This window comes from Pelagicoccus sp. SDUM812002 (genome assembly GCF_031127835.1).
Lineage (GTDB): Bacteria > Verrucomicrobiota > Verrucomicrobiia > Opitutales > Opitutaceae > Pelagicoccus.
The window spans coordinates 287,421-310,614 of record NZ_JARXHX010000003.1 but is presented as its reverse complement, the minus strand read 5'-3'; the positions used below and the strand labels follow the sequence as shown (position 1 = coordinate 310,614).

Genomic DNA, 23,194 nt, shown 5'->3' with positions numbered 1-23,194 from the left:
GGTATTCGCCAAAGTTCGGCAAGAATTTACTGGCAAGAGTTTAAGGTGATTTTGACTTATGGAAGCGAGGGAAGAGTGTATTGTTTTACTGGATAACGGATCTCTGCGTCCAGAGGCGGTTTTTAGCCTCAGGGCAATCGCTAGAAATCTGGAGCGTGTCCTCGGTGAAAAGGTGCATCCGGTGTCCTTGCTGCACTCCAGCAAGATTCCCGCAGAGAAGTTGAACGGGTTGCAAGCCGAGACTTGGAGGCGTTTCTTGATAAATCAACTAGAGGAGGGTGTTTCACGGTTCCGAGTTGTTCCTTTGTTTTTTGGTCCGAGTTCGGCGATCGCCGATTATTTACCGAAAGTGACGAGCGAAATTCTAGCGAGCTTAGGGATTGCGGACGCCTCGGTGCAGGTGGCCAAGACGTTGCTAGACCCCGCCTCCAAGGGGGAAGAAACGGTTGCTCGAATTTTGGAGGAACTACTTATTCAAAAAGTGAATACGGTAGGACCTCGGGACTGCGGCGTCGTCTTAGTCGACCACGGAAGTCCTTTGGAGGTGGTGGCTCGTTGTCGAGACAGGGTAGCGGAGTCGCTGCGATCTCGTCTGGAGGGGCGTGTCGCTGGGGTGATTGCAGCTTCGATGGAACGGCGGGAAGGAGATGAGTATGACTTCAACGAGCCGCTGCTTGAGTCAGCTTTATCTATGGCATTGGAGAAAAGTTGGAAACGGATCGTTTTAAGCTACCTTTTCTTTTCGCCGGGGCGGCACGCAGGAGAGGGCGGTGATATCGACCAAATTGTGGCGAACTCCGAGTTCGTGAGCAACGGTGGCGTCGTATTGTCAGCGCCGCTGGTTGGGCAAAGTCCCTTGCTAATCGAATTGCTCGCTGAACGCTTCGCCAATTCGCTGGACTAGCCTAGCCGTCGGGGCAAATTGCGAAAAAAAGATGGAAGGCCCGGGGCCCTCCATCCTGCAAAATTGAAAAGAGTATCGCGAACGGTGCTTAAATTACCGGCTCGAGGTCGATCAGGCCGTTTTGCATCGCGTAGCGAGTAATGCTGGCGACGTTGTGGAGATCGAGTTTCCGCATCATATTTGTGCGATGGTTGTCCACAGTCTTGATGCTGAGGCCCAGCTTAAGGGCTATGTCTTTGGTGCTGTGTCCCTCGGCGATCATTTGTAGGACCTCCCTTTCTCGCTCGGTCAGAGAATCTTTCGAGCGTTGGACGTTGCCCGGGTTGGCGACCACCGTGCGGATGAGCTCGGCCACGTTTGGTCCGAAGAACGTGCCACCCTCGGCGACTATTCCGAGACCATTGATGAATTCGCGGAGATTCGCGGTTTTCTCTATGAAGCCATGAGCCCCAGCTTCCAACATATCTTTTACGATAGATGGGTTCTGGTATGCCGAAAACACAAGGAAGCGTGTGTCCGGCAGTTGGCGGTTGAGGCGGCGGACGATCTCTAGTCCGTTGAGTCCCGGAAGACGAGCGTCGACGATGACGATGTCTGGCTTGAGCTCCATGATTTCCTTAAGAGCGTCTTGGCCGTTTCCGCTGTCACCGATGATCTCGTAGTTATGACGTTCGAGCACGTCTGCGAGCATCTGCCTTACGGTAGTGAGGTCATCAACTATGTATAGTCGTTTCATATGATGTAGAATTCTGTGGTGGTCTAGGCTGTCTGGGCCTCGGTATCGGTCTTGGTTAAATGTAAGGTATAAGGATAAGTCCTCACATCAAGCTGCAGGCGAAGTATTCACATTCGTTTGAAGTTTGGGTGCAAATTTTAGTTAACGCTTTGACCTCGTTTGTAATTCGTCTGTTAAGAAACCAAGGCCGTCAGGGTTATTGCTAGTGAAATTTCTCCCCAAACCGACGCCTTTGCTGTTGGCAGTGAGAAATGTGGAATTGAGGGGTGCGAGCTGCATTCGCTAGACGTCTCGTTTAGTATTAAGTTAGAGTGGAGAAAGCAGCCGCTCTAATCCGCTCGATGTTGCCATCTAATCGTCTTTCAGCGTACATTCTTCCAACATCACGGTGTCGTAGTTCAGTTTTGAGCCGATGGAGTAAAGTCACTCTCGGTTTTAGGCTTATCCGACACGCCGTATTCGTACCCCAAATACTCTAACTATGCTCCGTTTTTCACAGTGTCTCCCTGTCGCTGCAGCCTATGTCGCTTGGGTCACCGCAATCCCATTTTTTGCTGAAGCAGAGGACTTTTTCAAAGAGTTCTCCGACGAGGTCCAACCTGTTCTCGATATCTACTGCTATGACTGCCATGGTTACGGCAGCGATAAAGGTGGAGTCGTTCTTGATGAGTTCGATGATGCGATGGAGCTCAAGGATCATGGACTTTGGTTGAGGGCTCTTAAAAATTTGAGGAGCGGACTGATGCCTCCTTCCGACGAGCTGCAGCCAAGTGAAGAGGAGCGCGCCGAAATTCTAGATTGGATCAAGGCCAAAGTTTTTGAGATCAACCCAACAAATCCGGATCCTGGACGTCAGGTGCTACGTCGGCTCAATCGAGTTGAATACCGAAATACGATCAAAGATCTTTTGGACTACGACTTCGATACCTCGGCCGAGTTTCCGGGTGACGATACCGGGCATGGTTTCGACAACTTAGCCGAGGTACTAACCATTTCGCCCATGCTCTTGGAGAAGTACTTGGATGCGGCTCAGAAAATCGTGGCTGCCACCATCCCGACTCAATCCAGAGTTGTAGCAGAATTAGAATTGCCGGGTCGCGATTTCGTCGAAGCTGGATTTCCCGTCCCTACCAAAGGGTCATGGATTAGAGATCTTTCCTATTACGAGCCGTTGACGGTTACAGCGGAACAGATGATTGAAATTCCAGGAACGTACGAAGTGGTTTGGGACCTGATGGCGATCGAGACCTATGTGGACAACGTTTTCGACCAGAACCGTTGCCGTTTGACGCTAAAATTGGACGACGAAGTAGTCTTGCGGAGGGAATTCGTCCGGGAAGGCTGGCAGGCTTACTCTTTTACACAGAAGCGAAATTGGGAAAAAGGGGTTCACCGTTTCACCGTCGAGATTGAGCCTTTAACGCCCTCCGAAGAGCAGGTTCGAGATCTACGGTTTCGTTTGAATTCGGTAAGCGTCAAAGGACCTTTCGCACAGGAACACTTTGTGGAGCCGAGAGATTACCGGAAGTTTTTTCCGCGACCCGTTCCTGACGGCGAGGCGGCGCAACAAGCGTATGTTCGGGAGTTGCTCGAGGTAGCGGCTACTCGCGCCTTCCGACGTCCCGTTGACGAAAATACGCTAGATCGCTTGGTTTCTCTGGCGATGTATTCAGGCACTGAGGACGGAGCCACATTCGAATCTGGTTTTGCCCAGGCCTATGCAGCGATTTTGGCCTCGCCGCGTTTTCTGTTTCGTGAGGAAGGCGTAATGGGAGAGTCGCTCGAAGGTGATGCCGCCCTGGTAGACGAGTGGGCCTTGGCCTCGAGGCTCTCGTATTTCCTCTGGTCGACCATGCCGGACGATACGCTTCTCGAGCTCGCGGAACGCGGGCAGTTACGTTCTCGACTCAGGGAGCAGATCGTTCGGATGCTGGACCATCCCAACGCGTCCGCCCTCGTTGAGAATTTTGTGGGACAGTGGCTTCAGGGGAGAGATATCGGATCGGTACCCATCAGTGAGTTTGCGGTGTGGTTACGCGAGAATCCAGACCCCGAATTGGAGGAAGCTCGAGCAACTTTCGACAGAATCCGAGACATTCGCATCTCTGATCGCACTGAAGAGGATATTGCTGAGATCAATCGGGCGCGAGTCGTGTATCGTGCGGCCTTTCGAATACCCAAACCGGAGCTCGGAAAGGATTTGAGGGAAGCGATGTTAGAAGAAAGTGAGAGTGTATTTGAATATATATTACAAGAAGATCGCAGCATCCTAGAGCTCCTCAAGAGCGACTATACCTATTTGAACGAGGAGCTTGCAGAGCACTACGGAATCGACGGCGTCAGTGGAGAGCATATGCGACGCTTCGATTTGCCGTCCGGCAGCGTCCGGGGAGGTGTTTTGACTCAGGGGACAGTGCTTGCGGTCACTTCCAATCCTACGCGGACTTCGCCAGTCAAGCGGGGCGTTTTTATCCTCGATAACATTTTGGGAACGCCTCCTCCGCCGCCGCCGCCAAACATTCCCTCGCTTGAAGATGCGGCGAGTCCTGACGAACTCAAGGAGCTCTCTCTGAGGGAAACTCTCGCCCTCCACGCGGAAAAACAGACCTGTCGCTCCTGCCATAACCGTATGGACCCGCTCGGTCTAGCGTTGGAGAACTTCAATGCCATGGGGCGTTGGCGCGAATCGGAAATGGACATGCCGATAGAGCCGGAGGGCCAGCTGATCACGGGAGAGCGTTTTTCCAACATAAACGAGTTGAAGGAGATACTTGTTACCGAGCGTCGTGACGACTTCTACTACTGTTTCACAGAGAAGCTCATGACTTATGCGCTGGGCCGCGGGCTCGACTACTACGATGTCGAGACAGTTGATCGCTTAGTGGATCGCCTACGCGAATCAGGCGGAAAGCCATCTGCTCTCATTTATGGTATAATCGAATCCGCTCCTTTCCAAAAACGCCGGGTCACACCCATGCACGATGCAAGCTCGCTTGTTGAACGTTAACCAATGCTGCTATGAAAAGAAAACGTTACCTCTCGGAAGATTCAGTAAGTCGAAGAAATTTTCTCAAGGGCATCGGCGCATGCGTCGCGTTGCCAGCTCTTCACTCCTTGATGCCGAGCCAATTGCTCGCAGCTGGCTCAGCCCTCGAAGCCGCCACTACGAGTACAGGTGCTCCCCTGCGAACGGCATTTGTGATGTTCCCCAATGGAGCTATTCCTTCGCGTTGGTGGCCGGAGGAAGTAGGTCGCGACTTTTTATTCAAAGAAACCCTCCAGCCCCTCCAGGAACAGCGTCAAAATTTACAGGTCATTTCTGGACTCGACCATGAAAATGCGAATCCGGGCAAGGATGGGGGAGGTGATCACGCTCGCGGAAATGGTGTTTACCTCACTGGGGTTCGCCTGAATAAGAGCGCGACCGACGTCCGTGCAGGAATCTCTATCGACCAAGTCATGGCGAACGAAGTCGGGCACCTCACCAGGTTCCCTTCCCTGGAACTAAGTTGTGACGCTCGTCGGCAATCTTCGAATTGCGATTCTGGATACTCTTGTGCCTACCAGTACAATATTTCTTGGCAGGACGAGCATACGCCAATGACGCCGGAATCGAATCCACGACTCGTCTTTGAACGGATGTTCGGGGCAGGCCCCCACGGAGAGCGAGCCGATAACGCCAAGCGCCGCATGATGGGCCGGCGCTCGATATTGGATTTCGTGATGGACGATGCACGCCGCATGAAATCTAGACTTGGAGTCGATGATCGTGATAAGCTAGACCAGTACCTCACAGGCGTTCGTGACGTTGAGGCGCGTATCCAAAAAGCGGAACAGTTTGGCCCAAACATAGATCCCAAAATGCCGACGCCGTCTGGTATACCGGAGAATCACGCGGAATACGTCGATTTGATGTATGACATGATGTTGCTCGCCTTCAAAACGGATTCGACTCGTATCGCAACCTTTGTGCTCGGGCACGACGGCGACAACCGCTCCTTCAGCCACATGGGCATTAGTGAGGGACACCACGACCTTTCTCACCACCAGAACAATGCTGAGCGAGTGAATAAGGTGGCCGCGATTGATCGTTGGTATGTTGAACGTTTTGCTTCTTTTCTTGATCGTTTGGATTCAGAGAAGGACGTAGATGGAAATTCGATCCTGCACAATTCGCGCATCGTCTATGGCAGCGGAAATGCGGATGGAAATATTCATAGCCACGATAATCTGCCGGTGATCCTTGCAGGAGCGGGCGGAGGTGTGCTGAACACTGGTCGCTACGTTAAGCACGGGGCGAAGCCGATGAGTAACCTCTTTTTGACTCTTGCTGATCAGGTAGGTGTTCCGTCGCTAGATCGTTTCGGAGACTCCACCGCTCGGTTAGGGAACGTCTAGTCTATTCACGATCAGCAGAGCTTTTACAAGAAACCCCGAAATTAGTTTGAGAGAGGCGGCCGCGTCGTCGCTCGTATCCGAATGTCAATTATGAGAACAGCGTTATCCTTTATTTGTATCCTATTTGTAACTACATCATTTGAAGCGAGGAATCTGGAAATACGAACCCCATCGGAGGGACTTTCGCAAGACCATCTGCCACAAGAAGGAATTCCGAAAGGTGAATTTTTAGGTCCTTTCGAATTTCACAGTAAAATTATCGAGGGGACAGTGCGGCGCTATTGGCTTTTCGTTCCAGCACAGTACGAAGCGAGCACTCCGGCGGGTGTGCTAGTATTTCACGACGGCCAACGGGCGACACATCCCGAAGGGGTTCTGCGGGTGCCGCAGGTGATGGAGAACCTTATCGGTAAAGGCGAGATGCCGGTGACCATTGGTATCTTTATCACTCCTGGAAACCTATCGGAACATTATCCAGACGATCTCGGCTGGGGAAATCCGAACCATCGAGCGCCTGAATACGATGCTATGGATGATCGCTACTCGCGCTTTTTGCTTGATGAGATGCTGCCTGAAGTGGGTAAGTCCTACAACTTGAGCGAGGACCCGGATTTGCGGTGCATAGGCGGCACGAGTAGCGGGGCTATTTGCGCTTTCACAGTTGCCTGGTATCGTCCGGATGCGTTTGGGAAGGTTTTGAGCTTCATTGGAAGCTATGTCTCCATAGGATTTCGCCCGAACGAAAATCCACCTCGCTTAGGTGGCCAAGACTATCCCGCCTTAATTCGCAGGGAACCGATTCGTCCAATCCGTATGTTCCTTCAGGATGGGCACCAAGACTTGGACAACGAATGGGGAAACTGGTTTTTGGCAAACCAGCAAATGCTCGCAGCCCTAGACTATGCGAATGCCAAGGCGGACAGGAGGGGTATCGAAGGCCCTCGTTACGAGGTCGAAGCAGTTTGGACGGATGGCGTGCATAACGACGACCATGCTGGAGCTCTTTTGCCAGAGGCGTTGAGATGGATTTACAGCGATCTGTAGAAGCTCGAATCACGGAAGATAGTGGCGATTCCCATCGATTGTCGACGTTCAGCTGACGAGCAAAATTACCGGAAAAGTGTTCAATAGAGACTTGACTTGCCCCTGTTGAGCAGCAGGTTTTCCATCTCTTTCTGAGAGATGCCAGGGTAGCTCAGTGGTAGAGCAGGAGACTCATAAGCTCTTGGTCGGCAGTTCAAATCTGCCCCTTGGCACCACTCTCTGACTTTCTGAAGCCGGTTCCGCGAGGAACCGGCTTTTTTGTTTTTGAATCTTAGATCTGGGAAAAAAACCAAGTGTGGGGCCTTTCAAGCCCTGCAGTAGCCTATTCGGTCGACATCGCTGTCGAGGTAGTCATGCTTTGCTGCCTGGCACCGGGTGATGAACCTGAAAGGTGCGTGGAGCCTGGAAACCTATGTTCTCGGATTTTGTAGTGAGAAATGAATTACGAAAACATTACATGTCGGTGTATCAAATCTTAGGATACTTTAGTTTCGTTTCGCTCAGGACTAGGATCTGGTTCCCGAATCGTTGTTTTGACAAATTTCGGAGATTGCACGTACTGGGTGGCTTTACTGCCCAGCTTAGGTCTAAGGTGGGCCCAATTATTGTCCATAAACTCAAGAACATCATCGTTTTGTATTTAAAAGAAAACTCCGATTCAGTGTGCACAAAAATGCGGCCGTATTCTGCTAACGCCCAACTAACCGTGACTTTTGAGCTCTAGTTAACGACGAAATCTGATGGAAGCAAGAGACAGAACAATTGTCATTAAGATAGGGTCCAGTTTGCTCGTGAGCGACGAAACGGGAAAACTGCGCATGGATTTCCTCTATCACCTCATGAATGACGTGGTGAGTCTGCGCGCGCGAAATTTCCAAGTGGTTTTGGTCTCCTCGGGCTCGGTTGCTTTGGGACGACGCTATGGCGCGAGGACTCCGGAGGAGAGCCTGACCTTGCCTCAGAAACAGGCTGCAGCTGCTCTGGGACAACCGGCCTTGATGGCCGCGTATCAAAACTTCGCCTCGGAACACGACATGCGCATCGCCCAGATTTTGATCACTCGTTCCGATTTCGATGATCGGAAGCGTTTTGTGAATGCAGAAGACACGCTGGAAGAATTGCTGAAGCAGGGGATCGTGCCGATCGTAAACGAAAACGATACGGTTGCGACTAAGCACCTGAGAGTGGGCGATAACGACCGCCTCGCGGCGAAGGTTTGCCACTTGGTGGAAGCAGACGATTTAGTTATTTTGACGAACGTAGGAGGCCTTCTTGATAAAGAGGGACGGATCGTCGAGAGGGTCGATCACTTGGACGAAAGTGTTTTCTCTCTCGCTGGCGGTGCTTCTGGAGCGGGCACGGGCGGGATGATTACCAAGCTGCAAGCCGCGGAAATCGCCCTCGCTTCGGGGTGTCGTACGCACATCACAAGTGGCAGCTGTGTGAACCCCGTGGTAGATGCGATTGATGGTTCGCGAGTACACACCATAATCGAGTCCGATATCACGCCCGAGAGCGCTCGACACCTTTGGATTGCCACGAGCCTTGATATCCGCGGATTTCTAGAGGTTCGCCAGAAGTCGCTATCAGGATTGAGGGAGGGACGAAGTCTTTTCCCAGAGGATCTACTTAAGGTGACGGGTGAGTTTGACCGTGGTGATATCGTGAGTATCAGCGTAGGCGACCAGGAGGTGGCGAGGGGTATCGTTGCCTTTAATCACCACGAAGCACAAGCTCTTCTCGAACGTCGCAGTCCGGATATCTTCTCAGTTCTAGGCTATCGTACGCGGCCTGATGTCGTGCATAAAAACGACTTTGCCTTTGTCTAGCGAAGTCGTTGGACTCAGTTTGCTGGTTACGGATCTGCGCTATCCAGAGTTTGAATGGTTGCGCGGGTCGGGCATTCGGGTTTCGCTCTCGGAAATGGGAGGGTAACCTGCAGCGATCTCCTCGTCATCTTTCTTCCAACGGCGCATTTCTTTACGAGTTGCCTTGGGGGAAAATAATCCAGTAGCCGCGTAGAAAACGCCTATGCAGGGAGCCAGCCAACAAGCAAAGGCGAGGGGAATGTAGAGCAGGTTTTCCATGTGTCCCTCGCCGATTTGGAGTCCCAGGGCGGTGATCACGAAAGCGCCACCTGCGTTCCAGGGGATCAGTGGCGACATCAATGTACCCCCTTCTTCGATGCCTCTGGAAAGATTGAGGGTCGAGTAGCGCAGACCGCGGTAGAGCGGTGAAAACATACGTCCGGGAAGAGCGATAGAGAGGTAAGGGTCGCCGGCGACTAGGTTCGTAGCAAACGAGGTCCCGATGGCGGCGGCTTGAGTCCCGCCGAAAGTTTGGACCTTGCTTTGGATCGCGTTGATGATGGCTCTTAAGCAGCCGGTTCTCTCGAGTGCTCCACCAAATCCGAGAGCGATGAGGATAAGGGATATCGTCCACATCATCGATTGGATTCCACCGCGATTAAGCAGTCCGTCGATTTGGGCGACGCCGGTTTCGATCGAGTAGCCGTTGTTTGCGTACTGGAAGACGGACTCGAGAGAAGCCCCTTGGGCGACCATGGCGACGATCGCTCCCACCACTACGCCTGCGAAGAGAGAGGGAATCGGTGGGTATTTCTTGAGTGCTAAGACCATGACCAAAAGCGCGGGTACGAGTAGCCAACCGGAGATTGTGAAGTTTGCGTCCAGAGCTGTCGTGATTGCCTCGATTTTATCGAACGAGACGGTTTCGGTGCCGACCAGTTGGAATCCCGCAATGAGATAGATGACCAAAGCGATCAGCATGGCCGGGATCGTCGTGGGTATCATGTTCTTAATATGGGAGAACACGTCCGTCCCGGTGACTGCAGGCGCGAGGTTGGTCGTATCTGAGAGAGGCGAAACCTTATCGCCGAAGAAGGATCCGGAAACGACAGCTCCCGCTGTCCAATACATCGGTATTTCAAATCCAGCTCCGATGCCCATGAGGGCGAGTCCTACGGTCCCGACCGTTCCCCATGAGGTGCCGAGCGAGATGGAGACGAAGGCGCAAATGATCATGCTAGCCACGAGGAAGTACTCGGGAGACAATATCTTTAGCCCGAAATAGATAATGCTCGGAACTGTGCCACTCGCAATCCAGACGCCGATAATCATACCGACTGTTATCAAGACAGAGACAGAAGGAAGGGCCACATGTATCACGTGAAAAATCCCTTCTTCGATATCGGTCCATTTGAGACCGAGGCGAATGCCGACCAAGCTGGTGATAGCCAGACCGATAGCGAGCGGGATATGCGGTTCGAACACACCGAAGTAGAAGATCTGAAGCCCTATGACTAGGAGCGTCAGAATGACGGGCGTAATCGCTAGCGTGAATTTGGGTTGTAATTCGGTTTTATTCATGGTGGCCGTGACATGTATTCGGACAAGGAATACGGATGAGTTGCCCTGAGGACAATATGCCTTGACTCCTGCAATGACAGGGGCGTCATCAGGGTTGACTGCTTACTCGTCTAACCACGTAAGATCGAGGATCAAGGGTAAACTTGACCTTTCTACTTCTCGAGTAATCGAACCTACTGCTTCGTTTTGTAACCAAAAATAGGATACTGAAGATTCTCAAAATTCTTCGTCTGAGCTGAGGAACTCGCCGATTAGCTGTCGTCGATGCTGCAGGAATGCCTCAATCTGGTGAACCGCTTCCGTTGGCCCGTCTTCTTGTTCAAGTTGGATTAGCGCTTGCTGGGCAGCAACTTGATAGCTCGAGTCGCCTTCGATTTGTTCAACCTTTGCAGCCAATTTTTCAGGCCAACTCTTTTTACCCAACTTGATGCCGCACCCCAGGCGTTTCACCTCTGCGGAAAAGAAATCCTGATCGCCGATGTGAGGCACTACTATGTGAGGTTTTCCTGCGTAGAGAACGGAGGCCGTGGTGCCAGCTCCACCATGGTGAATGACGACAGAAGCATGCCGCAGCAGCTGATCGTGGGACATGGGGCCCAATTCCAGTATGTTTGTGGCAGAGGGAGGAACTTTGAAGCCCGACCAGCCGGTTTGGACGATCAACTTCCTATCTTTGGGCCAGGCGGTCACGAGCCGAGCCATAACGGCCTCCGGCTGATCGTAGACCATGCTGCCAAATGTAATAATCGGGACCGGTTGTTTGCCGCGAAAGTCTTCGATGGCGCGTTCGCTTCGCTCGCACGTGGGGTACTGCCAACGACAGTATCCGGTGAATTGAAAACGAGGGTGCAGTTTTATTTTAGGTCGCATCAAGGAAGGAGAGACTGCGACTAACACGAGTTCGGCGGATTTGGAGAAGAAGTCTTTGACGCCTGGCAAGCCCTTGCGTTTGAACGCCCGAGAGATCGTCGTATTGATTGCTGTATCCACTACGACATTACCGATTTTCCAGCAAAGCCGATTCCAACGAAGTTGAAGCCAGTCTGGCATGCCGCGCAGTCGCGGAAACTCGTGCGGTGGATAGAAACGGGATGGGACGGTATTGTGCGCAAAAGCGTAGGAGACGAAGGGGATGTTGTGCTTCTCTGCGATAGCCTTGTTTATGGGAAACAGGTAGGAGGAAACCAAGCAGTCCGCTCCTTCGATCGCTTCCTCCATTGCGTCCAAAATGGCCTCGAGATGCGGAGTTGCAGCCTTATACATTTCCTTGAGTTGGGAGACGGGCGACTTGAGTTTTTGAAGCCGGCCCATCCAGTATTGCAGCTCCGACTTTTCCCAATCTGGGGGAATTTGGAAAAAGGGCACGCCTGCTGACTCCACATCGGGCTTAAAGGGGCGACTCGTTGCAAAGCGAACCGTATGACCGGCATCTTGCAAGGATATCGCGAGTCGAATGAGCGGGTAGATGTCACCCGTCGAGCCGTGGGTGGTGATGACGATGGTCATTTAGGTTCGCTAGATAGAGAAGCTCTTCGGAGTTTGTCGATGGCAGCGAAGTAACATTCCGGTGTCGCTTGCGGTTCTCGACCAACCCTGCCTCAAGCCCTGCAATCGGCATTCGTCTAACCGGCTTTTTGCTGCAATTTGCAAGGGATCCGAAAATTACCGCCAGAGTTGTCCACCTTGACGCTCCGCAAGTCTCTAACAGTCAACTGATAAGCTCCTAAACGCAGGGATGTTGCACGTATTGGCGCAGTCCTAGCGTACAGCGCAGCTATGATAGAGAAGACGCAGTTACAGGAGATAGATGAACTTGAGCGCAATGCGATAGGACTCCCGAGCTTTACGGCCAAGCAAATGTCAGGCTTTCTCGACACTATGGTTTCGAGCCTATCGACGCAGTACCACCAATATCTGAAGCACCATTGGGTGGTAGAAGGCCCCGAGCACCGGGACTTGCACGTCTTTTTCGAGGAATCGTATGTTGAGACACAGAGGCACCTTGATGCGATCGCTGAACGGATGACCACCCTTGGAGCAGTTCCGACTGCCTCGATGCTAGCGCAAGCAGCAAAGAGCTTGTTGGAGCCGGAGCCCGAAGGCGTTTTTCCGATCCGTGCCATGCTCAAAAGTGACTTAGAGAACGAACAGGCCTTGATCTCATTCGTCGGCGAGACGATAGGCAACGCTTCGGAGCTAAAAGATTACGGCACAGAGACGCTTTTGAAACGGGTGTTAATGGAGCGAGAGGAGAGAGCTCATGAGATCGACCACTACCTCGGGCACGATTCGTTATCGAGGAAATTGATCGACGATGCATTGTAGGGGTTGCCCGGATCGTTCGAAACCGTTTGGGTTGTGAGCTGCCCTTTTCCATATGAAAATCCTGATCGTTGACGACGAAAGTAATATACAGAAGACAACCGCACTCAGTCTGAAGACGATGGGACACCAGTCGGTGTCTGCGTTCAGTGGCAGCCAAGCGTTACGTAAGCTCGGGGAAGATCGCTTTGATGCGGTATTCCTAGATTTGCGTTTGGGCGAAGAAAACGGGCTCGATGTCTTCGACGAGATGCGCAAGCAAGGATTCGAAATGCCAGTGATCATGTTCACGGCGTATTCTTCTATCGAGACCGCTATTGAAGCGACCCGGAAGGGCATATTCGATTACGTGGCGAAACCTTTCGTTCCAGAGCAGATTCGCCAAGCCCTACGGAAGCTGGAAGACAGTCTTTCGCTCGCAAACAAGGTTACAGAGCTAGAGTCGCGCCTCGCTGACAAGTCTCCGGGAATCCGCTTCGAATCTCAGGATTCCCGAATGCAGCAGATCTATAAAGTGGCAGAAAAGGCTGCGAAGTCAGACGCTAACATTCTGTTGCTCGGTCCTAGCGGGACTGGCAAGACTGTATTGTCTAGGCGAATACATGAAATGAGCGACCGTACGGGTGAACCGTTTGTGGTGGTCCATTGTCCCAGCCTGTCAAAAGAACTGCTAGAGAGCGAACTCTTCGGGCATTTGAAAGGAAGCTTCACGGGAGCCGTCAAGGATACTTGGGGAAAGGTCGATGCTGCGGAAGGGGGAACGCTCTTTTTGGACGAGGTAGCGGACATTCCTCTAGAGGTGCAGTCCAAGTTGCTTAGGCTGCTTCAAGAGCGTTTGTACGAACGTATCGGTGAAACAAAGACGCGCGCTGCGAATGTTCGCATTTTGGCGGCGACAAACAAGGACTTGCAGGAAGAGGTTCGGGAGGGCCGTTTCCGAGAGGATTTATTCTATCGCCTAAACGTAATCTCGTTGCATCTGCCCGGCCTTGCCGAGCGCAAGAGAGACCTTGAGATCTTAGTATCCGATTACGTTGAATTCTATGCTCGCAAGATGGGGCGCGAGGTAGCCACGGTCGAGGAGGATGCCTTGGAGGCCATTCTCGCCTACAACTGGCCAGGAAACTTACGCGAGCTCAACAACGTTGTGGAACGGTGTTTGATCCTCTGCTCGGGAAATACGGTGACACTGTCGGATTTGCCGAACGAAATCAGCGGTGCGGCTCAAACCGGTAGTGGAAGTGCCCTGATCAATGGACTCGGTAACGACGTCACTCTCCAGGCGCTTGAGGACGAGCACATTAAACGGGTGCTGGAGCGCTGTGATAGCTTGGAGCAAGCGGCGCGAACCCTTGGCATCGATTCAGCGACCCTTTATCGAAAGCGAAAGAAACTTGGCCTACTTTAGTTTTTACTTAAACTGAGTTAGACGTAATAAGATGCTGCGTTCTAAACTTTATATCGGGATGTTTCCGGTTGCCGGATTGTTGATCCTTGTTTGCCTGTATTCGGTTTACAATCACGCGAAATTGAGTCGGGAGTTAGACCGCTTGCAAATCGAGCGGTATGGATCGATATCGCAGGTTGAGCGCGTGCTGCTCGCCACTTCGCAGCTCGAGCGCGCTATATTGCTGGAAGCGGATGGAGAACACGAATTAGCCCGAAGCGCCTACGAGCGCAGCATGCCTGTCTTTGAGAACTGGATGGAGTCAGATCAGGTTGAGGAAGACCTGACTCCATTCCTGCGTAACTTGATGTCGATGGGAACGGCCGTTTTCGAAGGTAAGAATGGTCCACGTTTGAAGCTTTTGAACCCGCTCGTCGAGCAAATCGAAGCTGCCGGCTTTCGCTCAATTTCCGATAACAATTCGATCATAAAGAATACGAATGACGTTCTTCGCGGCGATTCGCAGACTCACTTCTATGTAGTGGTCTCCGCTATCGTCGCTAGCGTTTTTCTGATGGGTTATGTAGCGTTCCAATTAAGCCAACGCATCTTGAAGCCAATAGACGCCTTGACAGAATCGGCGGCCCGAATCGGCGATGGGCAATACGACATGGCTGGCTACACGCCGAGCAGTAAGGACGAGATCGCTCGCCTTGAAAACGCCTTTGTGGAAATGGCCGGGCGAATAGCGGAGTACCAGAGATTGACCGACAAGCAGGTGGCTCGGACGCGGCGCCGCATGGAGGAGTGCTTCAACAACTTGCCCAATCCAGTCGTATTTCTGAACACCGAGCGAGACCTTGCTTATCAAAACCCCGCCGCCTTGGAGCTACTATCGCACGTAAGCTGGGATGCAGCCCTCCTGCCGCAGCTAACGGACAGGATCGAGAAGGTTTTCGGGACGGGGGAGGAGATCGTGGAAACAGATTTCGATGAAACGGTATCGGTCAAAATCGGAAACGAGACCCGTTTTTTCCTGCCGATCTTTGTGCGAGTCGATAGTGACGCTGTCGACGAAATCGAGTGTGGGTTGGTACTGCAGGATATCACCCAATTGCGTCTATCAGACGAATTGAAGAGCGACATGGTAGCGACCGTCAGCCACGAGATCAAAACGCCTGTAACAAGCGCGACTATGGCGCTGCACCTTGTTTTGGAAAAGAGCCTCGGTGAATTGACCAATGACCAGGAGGACATGTTGCAAATGGCGGTTGACGATCTGGCTCGCTTGCGACGACTACTGGATCACTTTCTCGAAATCGCTCGTCTAGAACGCAAATCGCCTAGGCTTGATTCTGTCGTGGAATCTCCACTACGAATAATCTCGTCAGTGATCGATGCGTTTTCGATGGCCTCGCAAAGCAAAGACATTCAACTGGTTTCTCAGGTCGAAGAGACGTTGCCCAAGGTTTCAGTGGATCTAAAAGCGATCGAGGTAGGACTTTCGAATTACGTCTCGAACGCGATCAAGTTCAGTCCTGCGGGGTCGAAGGTGGAAGTGTACGCTTGCTTGGTAGGATCTCGTGTTCGTTTCGGTGTCAGGGACGAGGGGCCGGGCCTGAGCGAGGAGGATCGGGAGATTGTATTTGAGAAGTTCTACCGCTCGCGCCGACACCGCAAGATCGACGGTGTTGGGCTTGGCTTGTCTATTGTGAAGGACATAGCCATCGCACACGACGGGAGTGTTGGCTGTGCTCCGCTAAGCCCGCGAGGGTGTGATTTTTTCCTGGAGATCGATCCGGTAGATTCACGTGAAAAAATTGATTCTGCTGCGGTTTAGCTCCTGTTTAGCAAGGATTTGTTACAGACTCAATCGATCCACTTTTCTTGCATTGGGCAAGATGGCCACATTCTCCCTATGCAATCTGCAAGGCGAGAAGTAGTCGTTCCACTTCAATATCTTCTTTCACTGCTCTCGAACGTGGGACGCATGCCCTCCCATCCGTCTGGCGCAGGACTTGCGGATGGACTGTCATGAACCGTAGAGGCGTTGTGCAACCGTTTCGGAAACGAGTAACGTTTAGGGACAAAACAGCATGTTGAGATACTCTCCTGTATTTTTGATTTTAGCGATAATCTCCGCCGCCCTAGGGTTCGGTGGCGTATCCGGTGCTGCCGCTCCCGTCGCCCAAGTCCTTTTCTTCCTGTTTCTGTCGGTATGGGTCGTATCCGTTCTCTTAGCGCGGTGGGGATCCGGTGAGGAACCTAGGTAGCCATTTACTCCCTACACTTTATGAAGCACTCGAATAGAATTCTGGGCAAAAGATTAGCCTATTCCGCGGTAGCCCTTGCGTGTCTCGCATGGGGCTCTGCATGCAGCGACAACGATAAGTCGGACGAAACGGATATGAACGTCACTGAATCGACGAAGGAGTCGTTGAACAAGGCTTTCGATGCGACTCAGCAAGCAGCGACTTACGCTAAGGATGCTACCCAATCTGCGTGGAGCGACTTTTCAGACCTGACCCATGGTAAAAAGGAGGACGCCGTCGAATTTCTGAATAGGCAATTCATTGCCCTCGACCAGCAAGTTGAGTTGCTCACCGAGAAAGTTGAAGGAAGCACTGCGGAGGGTCGAGTTAAGGCCCGCGAGGCTCTGGAAGCGTTGAAAGAGGAGAGGACTGATTTGAAACTCCAGCTCGAGAAAACTAAGAACGCGACCGAGAAAGGGTGGAGCGAGGTGAAGCTCGAAACCAAGAAGAAATGGGACTCGTTCACTGAGTCGCTGCAGGAATTGAAAAACAAGGTTTCGGATTAGAAGCTGGTTTTGTCATTTCACTGAAAACAGAGGAGGAAACAATGTTATACAGTATGGATTATATGATGGGTCTTCCCTTGCATTGCAAAGGGGAGGAGTCTGGAAGTTGCGACGATCTTTACTTCGAGGACGGTGCTTGGAAATTACGCCACGTCGTCGCAGTGGATGGAGGCTTTGTATTCAAGAAACGGAGTCTGGTCTCGCCGGAGAGTATTGATCGGGTCGAATTGGCGGCGAATCAGGGGGTGTTTCCATTGCTTATTAGCAAGCAGGTACTCGACTCAGCTCCGGAATTTGAGAGTGAGGTGCCATTCTCGCGAGCGGTGGAGACAGCTGCTTTGAAGCACTATCAGCTCGCCCCCTATTGGCTGAGTGCGCCCGGCAGAGAAACCACCGGAATAGCCTCTGGGTACCCTGCCGATGATCCATTGCCTAAGGAAAGTATGCCCCAGGAAATGGAGCCCAATCTTCGATCGCTGAAAGAGGTCCTGGGCTACGAGGTGAGGAATGGAGAAAAATCTCTGGGTCGTGCATGCGACTTGATCCTTGATCTGAGCGACTTCTCCGTCGCGTATTTGGCAGTGGATACAAAGCCATCCGAGTCTGGCGGTGTACGTTTGGTTTCCACTAAGCAAAAGGACATCTCGCTGAGCGTAGACTACGCGAGTAAGAGCTTTTGCACCAAGTGTAGTTCTTATCACCTACAAGAGAGTCCCAGTGCCGATCTTAGTGAGGGGCGTTTGACTTTGGGGGATCAGCAAAAAGTAGATTTATCTTCCTACTAGTGTGCTTTGAAAGGATGCTTGGATAGTGAAAGGCTAGCAAGCGACTACTAAACTTAGGATGGAATATTGGACAGAATTCGAATGGGAGCGTTTCCTTGGAGATGCACTCGCTACTTTAGTGATTATCGTGGGCACGTATACGTTTTGGCTGGTGATTTCCAGAGCGTTCCGAGCTCTCAATTCTAGGTCTAAAGTGTCGCAGGCTCTCGTGCTACCGCTCAGGCTCTTGGCGAGGTACGTGGTGATTTTGATTGCCTTACTGCTCTGCCTTACGGCTTACGGTATTCCCATTGGAAACTTTTGGACGCTTGTATCCACTACGCTTGGATTGGTGGCCATTGGTTTTGTAGCGGTTTGGAGTGTGCTCAGCAACATATCGGCGACATTCCTCATCCTGCTGGTGCAACCCTTTAAATTAGGTGATTACGTTGCGATCGTAGGAGAAGAAGTCATGGGGAGAGTGACTGACATAAATTTCCTTTTCACGACAGTTCGCAAGGGCAATGGGGATATGTACAAGGTTCCGAATAACCAATTTTTTCAGAAGAGTCTCTTGCGACCTGCAGACCCTGATCGCTTCGAGGCGAAGAGCGTGGACGACGATGACTCGAGCGCCATCGATCATTCGAAGGCGAACTTGGAAGGCATCGAAACAGCGAAGCCGTCTAAGGCGGCAGCTCGTTAGGTTTCGATACCCCTCCGGTTCCGCGTCGCTTGGCACGGATCTAGCGACCGGAGGAGCGTCTTTGATTTCGAAAGGCTTAACGCTTAAGAGGTCAAAGTCCACGTTGCAAAGTGCATCATGTGTATTGTAAGCTGCCCGATTGAGTCGGGAGTTCGGGAACTAGAAAGAAAAAAAAACATGAAAGTAACGCCAGAGTCGTTCGTTGAGAAATTTAAACTCGAGACGCAGGTTGCCGATGAGGGCAAACGCATAGCAATGATCTCGACCCATGGGTATGTGGCAGCGGAGCCGCCATTGGGAATGCCAGACACCGGAGGGCAAGTGGTGTTTGTAATCGAGCTGTCCCGCAAACTCGCACAATTGGGTTACCAAGTGGATATCTGGACGCGGCAGTTTGAAGGTCAAGCTAGCGAAGAAGAGGTGGATGAAGGGGTTCGTATTCTACGAGTCCCTTGTGGAGGAGAAGAGTTCATCGCGAAGGAGTTTTTGCACAAGTGGATTCCCGAGTGGTCTCGCAATGCCCTGGCCAAGATGAATGCCGATGGACTGGGCTATGAGTTTGTCAACTCTCACTACTGGGATGCTGGGATCGCTGGCGAAATTGTATCGGACGCAGTAGGCTGCCCGCACGTCCACACGCCTCACTCCGTGGGTACGTGGAAGCGACTCAAGATGGAAACAGATTTTCCGGAAGATAAGGAAAGCTTCGATTCCGTTTACAATTTCACCACGCGCATCGAGCACGAACAGAAGGTCTATGACGAGTGCGCGATGGTTGTCGCCACGTCTCCGATACAAATGGACATGTTCTTCGATGACTATGGTCTTCCAAGAGACAAGGTAGCTATGATCCCGCCAGGCTACGACGACACGCGTTTCTATCCCGTTAGCGACGCATCGCGCGAGTCGCTCCGAGAAAAGTTTGGTTTTGAAGGAAGGGTCATCACGAGTATTGGGCGTCTGAGCCGTAACAAGGGTTTCGATTTGTTGGTAGACGCATTCGCTATCGTTGCGAAGCGTTTCAATGACGTGAGACTTTTCATGCCTCTGGGATCGGAAGCGGAGGGGCAGGCTGAGGATCCCATGCTTAACGATATCGTGAAGCAGATTCACGACCTAGGTTTGGAGGACCGTGTGACGATTACGCAGTCGCTTGACGACGAGCTCATGCCTGACTTCTACCGCTCGAGCGACCTGTTCTGTTTACCCAGCCGTTATGAACCCTTTGGTATGACCGCGGTGGAAGCTATGGCAAGTGGGGCGCCCACGATCGTTACCACGAATGGCGGATTGTATCGAACGCTTGAATACGGAAAAGATGCCTTGTACGCTGACTCGTTCGATGCCCAAGATTTTGGTATTACGATGTGCAAGGTTCTAGCTTACCCGAAGATCAGCCAGCGAATTTCCGAAAACGGCTCGCAAAAAGCTCGTAGCTTATTTACTTGGTCGGGCATCGCTCAGCAATTGATTGCAGTTGTTGAGGGGATACATGGCGACCCGAGCAGTCCTGAAAAACTAATGCCTGTCGCTTAGAGCTTTTTTAGAAACCGCAAATGGTAAAATTATTTTCTACCGACATCGACGGTACGTTGATTGGTAAGCCTGACGCGTTGGAGCGATTCAATGCGTCTTGGATGGCCTGTCCTGAGAAACGTCGACCTCTTCTATGCTATAATACGGGTCGTTTACTCGACGACATGCTCGAATTGATCGAACACGGCGATTTGTTGGCGCCCGACTATCTGATTTGCGGGGTGGGCACGCTCATCTACGACTATCGCAAGAAAGAAAAGGTCAAGGACTTCACGGAAATTTTGGAAGAAGGTTGGGATAGGGACAAAGCCGCTGCAGCGGTTGGCTCATTCGCTAACACGAGTGTCCAGCCGAAGCACTTTCAAGGTCCTTACAAGAGCAGCTGGTTTCTCCGCGATGCGACCCAAGACCAGCTTCATGAAATTGAGGCGTCTTTGGAACGCGCCGGGCTTGACGTTAACATTATTTATTCCTCCAACCGAGATCTGGACGTTGTCCCGAAGTACGCGAACAAGGGAAATGCCCTGACTTGGTTTATCAAGCGTCTTAAGATCAAGCCGAGCGAAGTTATCGTGGCAGGGGACACGGGTAACGACAGCGCGATGTTCCGTAAGAAGTCGATTCGCGGGATTGTGGTGGGCAATGCCCAGCCGGAGCTTCACGAACGCACCGTAGGTCTCGACGTCTACCGAGCAGACGGGGTCTGTGCGGATGGCGTATTGGAAGGTTTAATACACTATGGTGCGATTGATAGTGTGTGCGAGCCCGAGCAAGATCATTGCGACTTGCCCCGAGACCCCTCGATGCATCGGGACACCCTGAGGTTGATCAGAGAGGAGCATATCGGAGACATAAGCGAAGCGGATCGCGAATACCTGAGGCTGGCTTACAAAAAAGCGGTCGAAGGTCTGCGTCGCAATATGACTCCAATGGGTTTCTCCGCCTGCTCGCTTGACGATAACGTGACGGAAGGGACCGATGCGAACTATAGGAGCGTTTGGGGTAGGGACGGATCGATCACTGTCATCGGCTCCTTGAAGCTGAACGACGAAGACATTCGCGAGTGTCAGAAAGCAACGCTGACGACTCTACTAGATCACCTTTCCCTGACCGGTCAGGTACCGAGTAATGTCTCAATCGATACAAAGGTGCCTGACTACTCTGGAGTGGGCGGAATCTGCTCCATCGATAGCGGCATTTGGTTGATCATAGCGATTTTTGAATACGTTCGAACGACCGGGGATTTACCCTTTTTGCGTGACCAGGCCAAGAACCTTCAGCGCGCCATGGACTGGCTTAGTGCTCAAGACTCTAACAACGACGGTTTGATTGAGGTACCGGAAGCGGGGGATTGGACCGACCTTTTCGGCAGAAGTTACAATCCATTGTATGATGAAGTACTCTGGTACCGAGCTAATATATGTTACGGCCGTCTCATGGAAATGCTGGGCCGGTGGGAGATGGCTGGCGATTACCTGAGGTGGGCCAGCCACATTAAGCGCACCATCCTGCGTAAGTTTTGGCCATCCACGAATGGTCACAAAGATGGCGAGTATTCCTTCGCTGACCAGCAGCTCAACATGGGCGACACGCATTATCTGTTAGCCCAAACAACGCCATTCTCTTTTGATTGGAGATGCGACGTCTATGGGAATGTGCTCGCCTTTCTCTTTGATGTACTTGGTACGGATCAGGCTCAGAAGGCCTTCCGCTTTATGTGGGGCGTAGGGGTCAATGATCCTTATCCCGTGCGGAATCTGTATCCTGTAGTTCAGGCTGGCGATCCAGATTGGAAGCCCTATTATACCGTGAATTTGCTCAATTTGCCGAATCACTACCACAATGGCGGAATCTGGCCGTTTGTAGGGGCAATGTGGGTACAGTTCATCCATAAGTTGGGTTTTCGCGATCTTGCGGTAGCGGAATTGCTGAAACTAGCGAAAGTTAACGAAACCGGCATATCTGCATCGTGGGAATTCAACGAATGGAATCACGGTGAGACGGGACGGCCGATGGGTAAGATGTATCAGGCATGGTCCTGTTCAGAATTTGTTAGGGCTTGTCAGTTGCTCAAGATTGTATGAAAGAAACGAATACGAAGATAATCGTAACTTTCGGGGAGGTTTTATGGGACTGCCTGCCCAGAGGGCTCTTCCTTGGAGGAGCGCCCCTCAACGTTGCCTATCATGCTGGGCGCTTGGGAGCTAAATCGTACATATCGAGCTCCGTGGGAAAGGACTTTCTGGGAGACGAGGCGTTACGCCGCATCGAAGCATCTGGGATTGAAACGGATTTGCTGAAGAAGCATCCGCATTTCCCGACTGGGGTCTCCGTGGCTAGTTTGGATGATTTAGGGGACGCCACCTACGAAATTGTGGAAAAGGTTGCTTGGGATGAAATTGATGTAGGCGATTCGGACAAGTCAGTCCTAGACAGTGCAGATGCCATTGTTTTTGGGAGTTTGGCGACCCGTTCCCCGTCCAATTTCGAGCTCATCAAGGCAATTTTGGAGAGCACTAAGGCGTTAAAGGTTTGTGATGTAAATCTGCGTCCGCCGTACGATGACCCCGACCGTGCTTTGGAACTTTCGAAGTTCGCCGACGTGCTCAAGGTGAACGAAGATGAACTTAGCGTTCTGAGTGGGAATGGAGAAGCTGAATTGCTGGAACAGGTGCAGAGCCTTCATCGCCGCACAGGGGTTAAGGTCATCTCTGTAACGCTCGGCAAGGAAGGCGCTGTGCTTTGGAAGAATGGCAGGTTTTTCTCATTGCCCACCGAAGATGTAGTGGTTGCTGACACAATCGGCGCAGGGGACTCGTTTACAGCTGCCCTCACAATCGGCATACTGGAGAAGCGAAGACTAGAGGTTTGTCTCAAACGTGCCTTGAAGCTCAGCTCCTTTGTCGCGTCTGCAGACGGTGCTCAGCCTGAATACGTGGCCAAAAAGGTTTTATCTTAAACGGCTAGCCTCATCGGACCGAGGTGTAGGACCCACACCACGGTTATTACGTGAAATTGGGATCAGGATTTCGAGCACACTTTGTTCGCTCTCTGGATCAAAGCGGTTATCGTAGCGTTCGAGGTCGGGACCGTTGGCCTCCAGGCGTTTACTTTCCGGAAACCATTTTCCGTAGATGTAGGCCATCGTTTATCGCGATCGTATCGACGCGATCGATGTGTTCGAATTTGG

The 23,194-nt window shown here is 51.9% G+C and carries 19 protein-coding genes and 1 tRNA gene; 16 read left to right on the top strand and 4 right to left on the bottom strand.

All coding sequences use genetic code 11. The features are described from left to right. The first annotated feature begins 58 nt into the window (after positions 1 to 58). On the top strand, positions 59 to 904 hold the full coding sequence (locus QEH53_RS06885; RefSeq protein ID WP_309022415.1) for a CbiX/SirB N-terminal domain-containing protein: 846 nt from the start codon (positions 59 to 61) through the stop codon (positions 902 to 904). An 88-nt stretch (positions 905 to 992) separates the two neighbouring features. On the opposite strand, the gene QEH53_RS06880 is transcribed toward QEH53_RS06885, so the two are convergent. Continuing rightward, the gene (locus QEH53_RS06880) at positions 993 to 1,640 is read right to left on the bottom strand and encodes a response regulator transcription factor (protein WP_309022414.1); all 648 of its coding nucleotides are present in this window, start codon (positions 1,638 to 1,640) and stop codon (positions 993 to 995) included. Positions 1,641 to 2,121: 481 nt separating this feature from the next. On the opposite strand from QEH53_RS06880, the gene QEH53_RS06875 reads away from it, so the two are divergent. The 5 genes from QEH53_RS06875 to proB all read left to right on the top strand — a co-directional run bounded on the left by QEH53_RS06875 (position 2,122) and on the right by proB (position 8,911). Continuing rightward, on the top strand, positions 2,122 to 4,647 hold the full coding sequence (locus tag QEH53_RS06875; RefSeq protein ID WP_309022413.1) for a DUF1592 domain-containing protein: 2,526 nt from the start codon (positions 2,122 to 2,124) through the stop codon (positions 4,645 to 4,647). An 11-nt stretch (positions 4,648 to 4,658) separates the two neighbouring features. After that, the gene (locus QEH53_RS06870) at positions 4,659 to 6,038 is read left to right on the top strand and encodes a DUF1552 domain-containing protein (RefSeq protein WP_309022412.1); all 1,380 of its coding nucleotides are present in this window, start codon (positions 4,659 to 4,661) and stop codon (positions 6,036 to 6,038) included. 81 nt (positions 6,039 to 6,119) lie between these two features. Beyond that, complete coding sequence (locus QEH53_RS06865; RefSeq protein ID WP_309022411.1) at positions 6,120 to 7,082, top strand: alpha/beta hydrolase-fold protein; 963 nt, start codon at positions 6,120 to 6,122, stop codon at positions 7,080 to 7,082. 140 nt (positions 7,083 to 7,222) lie between these two features. Further along, positions 7,223 to 7,297, top strand: a tRNA-Met gene (locus QEH53_RS06860). 525 nt (positions 7,298 to 7,822) lie between these two features. Further along, positions 7,823 to 8,911, top strand: a complete 1,089-nt coding sequence (gene proB / locus QEH53_RS06855) for a glutamate 5-kinase (protein WP_309022410.1) — start codon at positions 7,823 to 7,825, stop codon at positions 8,909 to 8,911. A 39-nt stretch (positions 8,912 to 8,950) separates the two neighbouring features. Here proB and nhaC read toward each other — a convergent pair whose 3' ends face one another. Both nhaC and QEH53_RS06845 read right to left on the bottom strand, forming a co-directional pair. Then, the gene (nhaC, locus tag QEH53_RS06850) at positions 8,951 to 10,471 is read right to left on the bottom strand and encodes a Na+/H+ antiporter NhaC (RefSeq protein WP_309022409.1); all 1,521 of its coding nucleotides are present in this window, start codon (positions 10,469 to 10,471) and stop codon (positions 8,951 to 8,953) included. Between the two features lie 216 nt (positions 10,472 to 10,687). Next, the gene (locus QEH53_RS06845) at positions 10,688 to 11,977 is read right to left on the bottom strand and encodes a glycosyltransferase (protein WP_309022408.1); all 1,290 of its coding nucleotides are present in this window, start codon (positions 11,975 to 11,977) and stop codon (positions 10,688 to 10,690) included. A 270-nt stretch (positions 11,978 to 12,247) separates the two neighbouring features. Here QEH53_RS06845 and QEH53_RS06840 point away from each other — a divergent pair, with 270 nt between their 5' ends. The 10 genes from QEH53_RS06840 to QEH53_RS06795 all read left to right on the top strand — a co-directional run bounded on the left by QEH53_RS06840 (position 12,248) and on the right by QEH53_RS06795 (position 22,963). After that, positions 12,248 to 12,796 carry a DNA starvation/stationary phase protection protein gene (locus QEH53_RS06840; protein ID WP_309022407.1) on the top strand — a complete coding sequence of 183 codons (549 nt, stop codon included), beginning with the start codon at positions 12,248 to 12,250 and terminating at the stop codon, positions 12,794 to 12,796. A gap of 52 nt (positions 12,797 to 12,848) precedes the next feature. After that, positions 12,849 to 14,201: a sigma-54 dependent transcriptional regulator gene (locus tag QEH53_RS06835; protein WP_309022406.1), complete on the top strand. Its 1,353-nt coding sequence runs from the start codon at positions 12,849 to 12,851 to the stop codon at positions 14,199 to 14,201. A gap of 31 nt (positions 14,202 to 14,232) precedes the next feature. Next, positions 14,233 to 16,020 (top strand): ATP-binding protein, encoded by a 1,788-nt coding sequence (locus QEH53_RS06830; RefSeq protein ID WP_309022405.1) that lies wholly within the window; start codon positions 14,233 to 14,235, stop codon positions 16,018 to 16,020. A gap of 256 nt (positions 16,021 to 16,276) precedes the next feature. Further along, entirely contained in the window at positions 16,277 to 16,453 is a 177-nt protein-coding gene (locus QEH53_RS06825; RefSeq protein WP_309022404.1) for a DUF1328 domain-containing protein, read from the top strand. A gap of 20 nt (positions 16,454 to 16,473) precedes the next feature. Further along, positions 16,474 to 16,998 carry a hypothetical protein gene (locus QEH53_RS06820; RefSeq protein ID WP_309022403.1) on the top strand — a complete coding sequence of 175 codons (525 nt, stop codon included), beginning with the start codon at positions 16,474 to 16,476 and terminating at the stop codon, positions 16,996 to 16,998. Between the two features lie 53 nt (positions 16,999 to 17,051). Beyond that, positions 17,052 to 17,783: a PRC-barrel domain-containing protein gene (locus QEH53_RS06815; RefSeq protein ID WP_309022402.1), complete on the top strand. Its 732-nt coding sequence runs from the start codon at positions 17,052 to 17,054 to the stop codon at positions 17,781 to 17,783. Positions 17,784 to 17,841: 58 nt separating this feature from the next. Then, positions 17,842 to 18,468, top strand: a complete 627-nt coding sequence (locus QEH53_RS06810; protein WP_309022401.1) for a mechanosensitive ion channel domain-containing protein — start codon at positions 17,842 to 17,844, stop codon at positions 18,466 to 18,468. A gap of 177 nt (positions 18,469 to 18,645) precedes the next feature. Continuing rightward, positions 18,646 to 20,004: a glycosyltransferase gene (locus QEH53_RS06805; RefSeq protein WP_309022400.1), complete on the top strand. Its 1,359-nt coding sequence runs from the start codon at positions 18,646 to 18,648 to the stop codon at positions 20,002 to 20,004. 20 nt (positions 20,005 to 20,024) lie between these two features. Then, entirely contained in the window at positions 20,025 to 22,088 is a 2,064-nt protein-coding gene (locus QEH53_RS06800) for an HAD-IIB family hydrolase (protein ID WP_309022399.1), read from the top strand. Then, positions 22,085 to 22,963 (top strand): carbohydrate kinase, encoded by an 879-nt coding sequence (locus tag QEH53_RS06795; RefSeq protein ID WP_309022398.1) that lies wholly within the window; start codon positions 22,085 to 22,087, stop codon positions 22,961 to 22,963. Before QEH53_RS06800 ends, QEH53_RS06795 begins: the two co-directional genes overlap by 4 nt. On the opposite strand, the gene QEH53_RS24420 is transcribed toward QEH53_RS06795, so the two are convergent. Continuing rightward, positions 22,955 to 23,149, bottom strand: coding sequence for a GyrI-like domain-containing protein (locus QEH53_RS24420; RefSeq protein ID WP_369426428.1), 195 nt, complete (start codon positions 23,147 to 23,149; stop codon positions 22,955 to 22,957). The genes QEH53_RS06795 and QEH53_RS24420 overlap by 9 nt on opposite strands. Between the last annotated feature and the right edge of the window lie 45 nt (positions 23,150 to 23,194).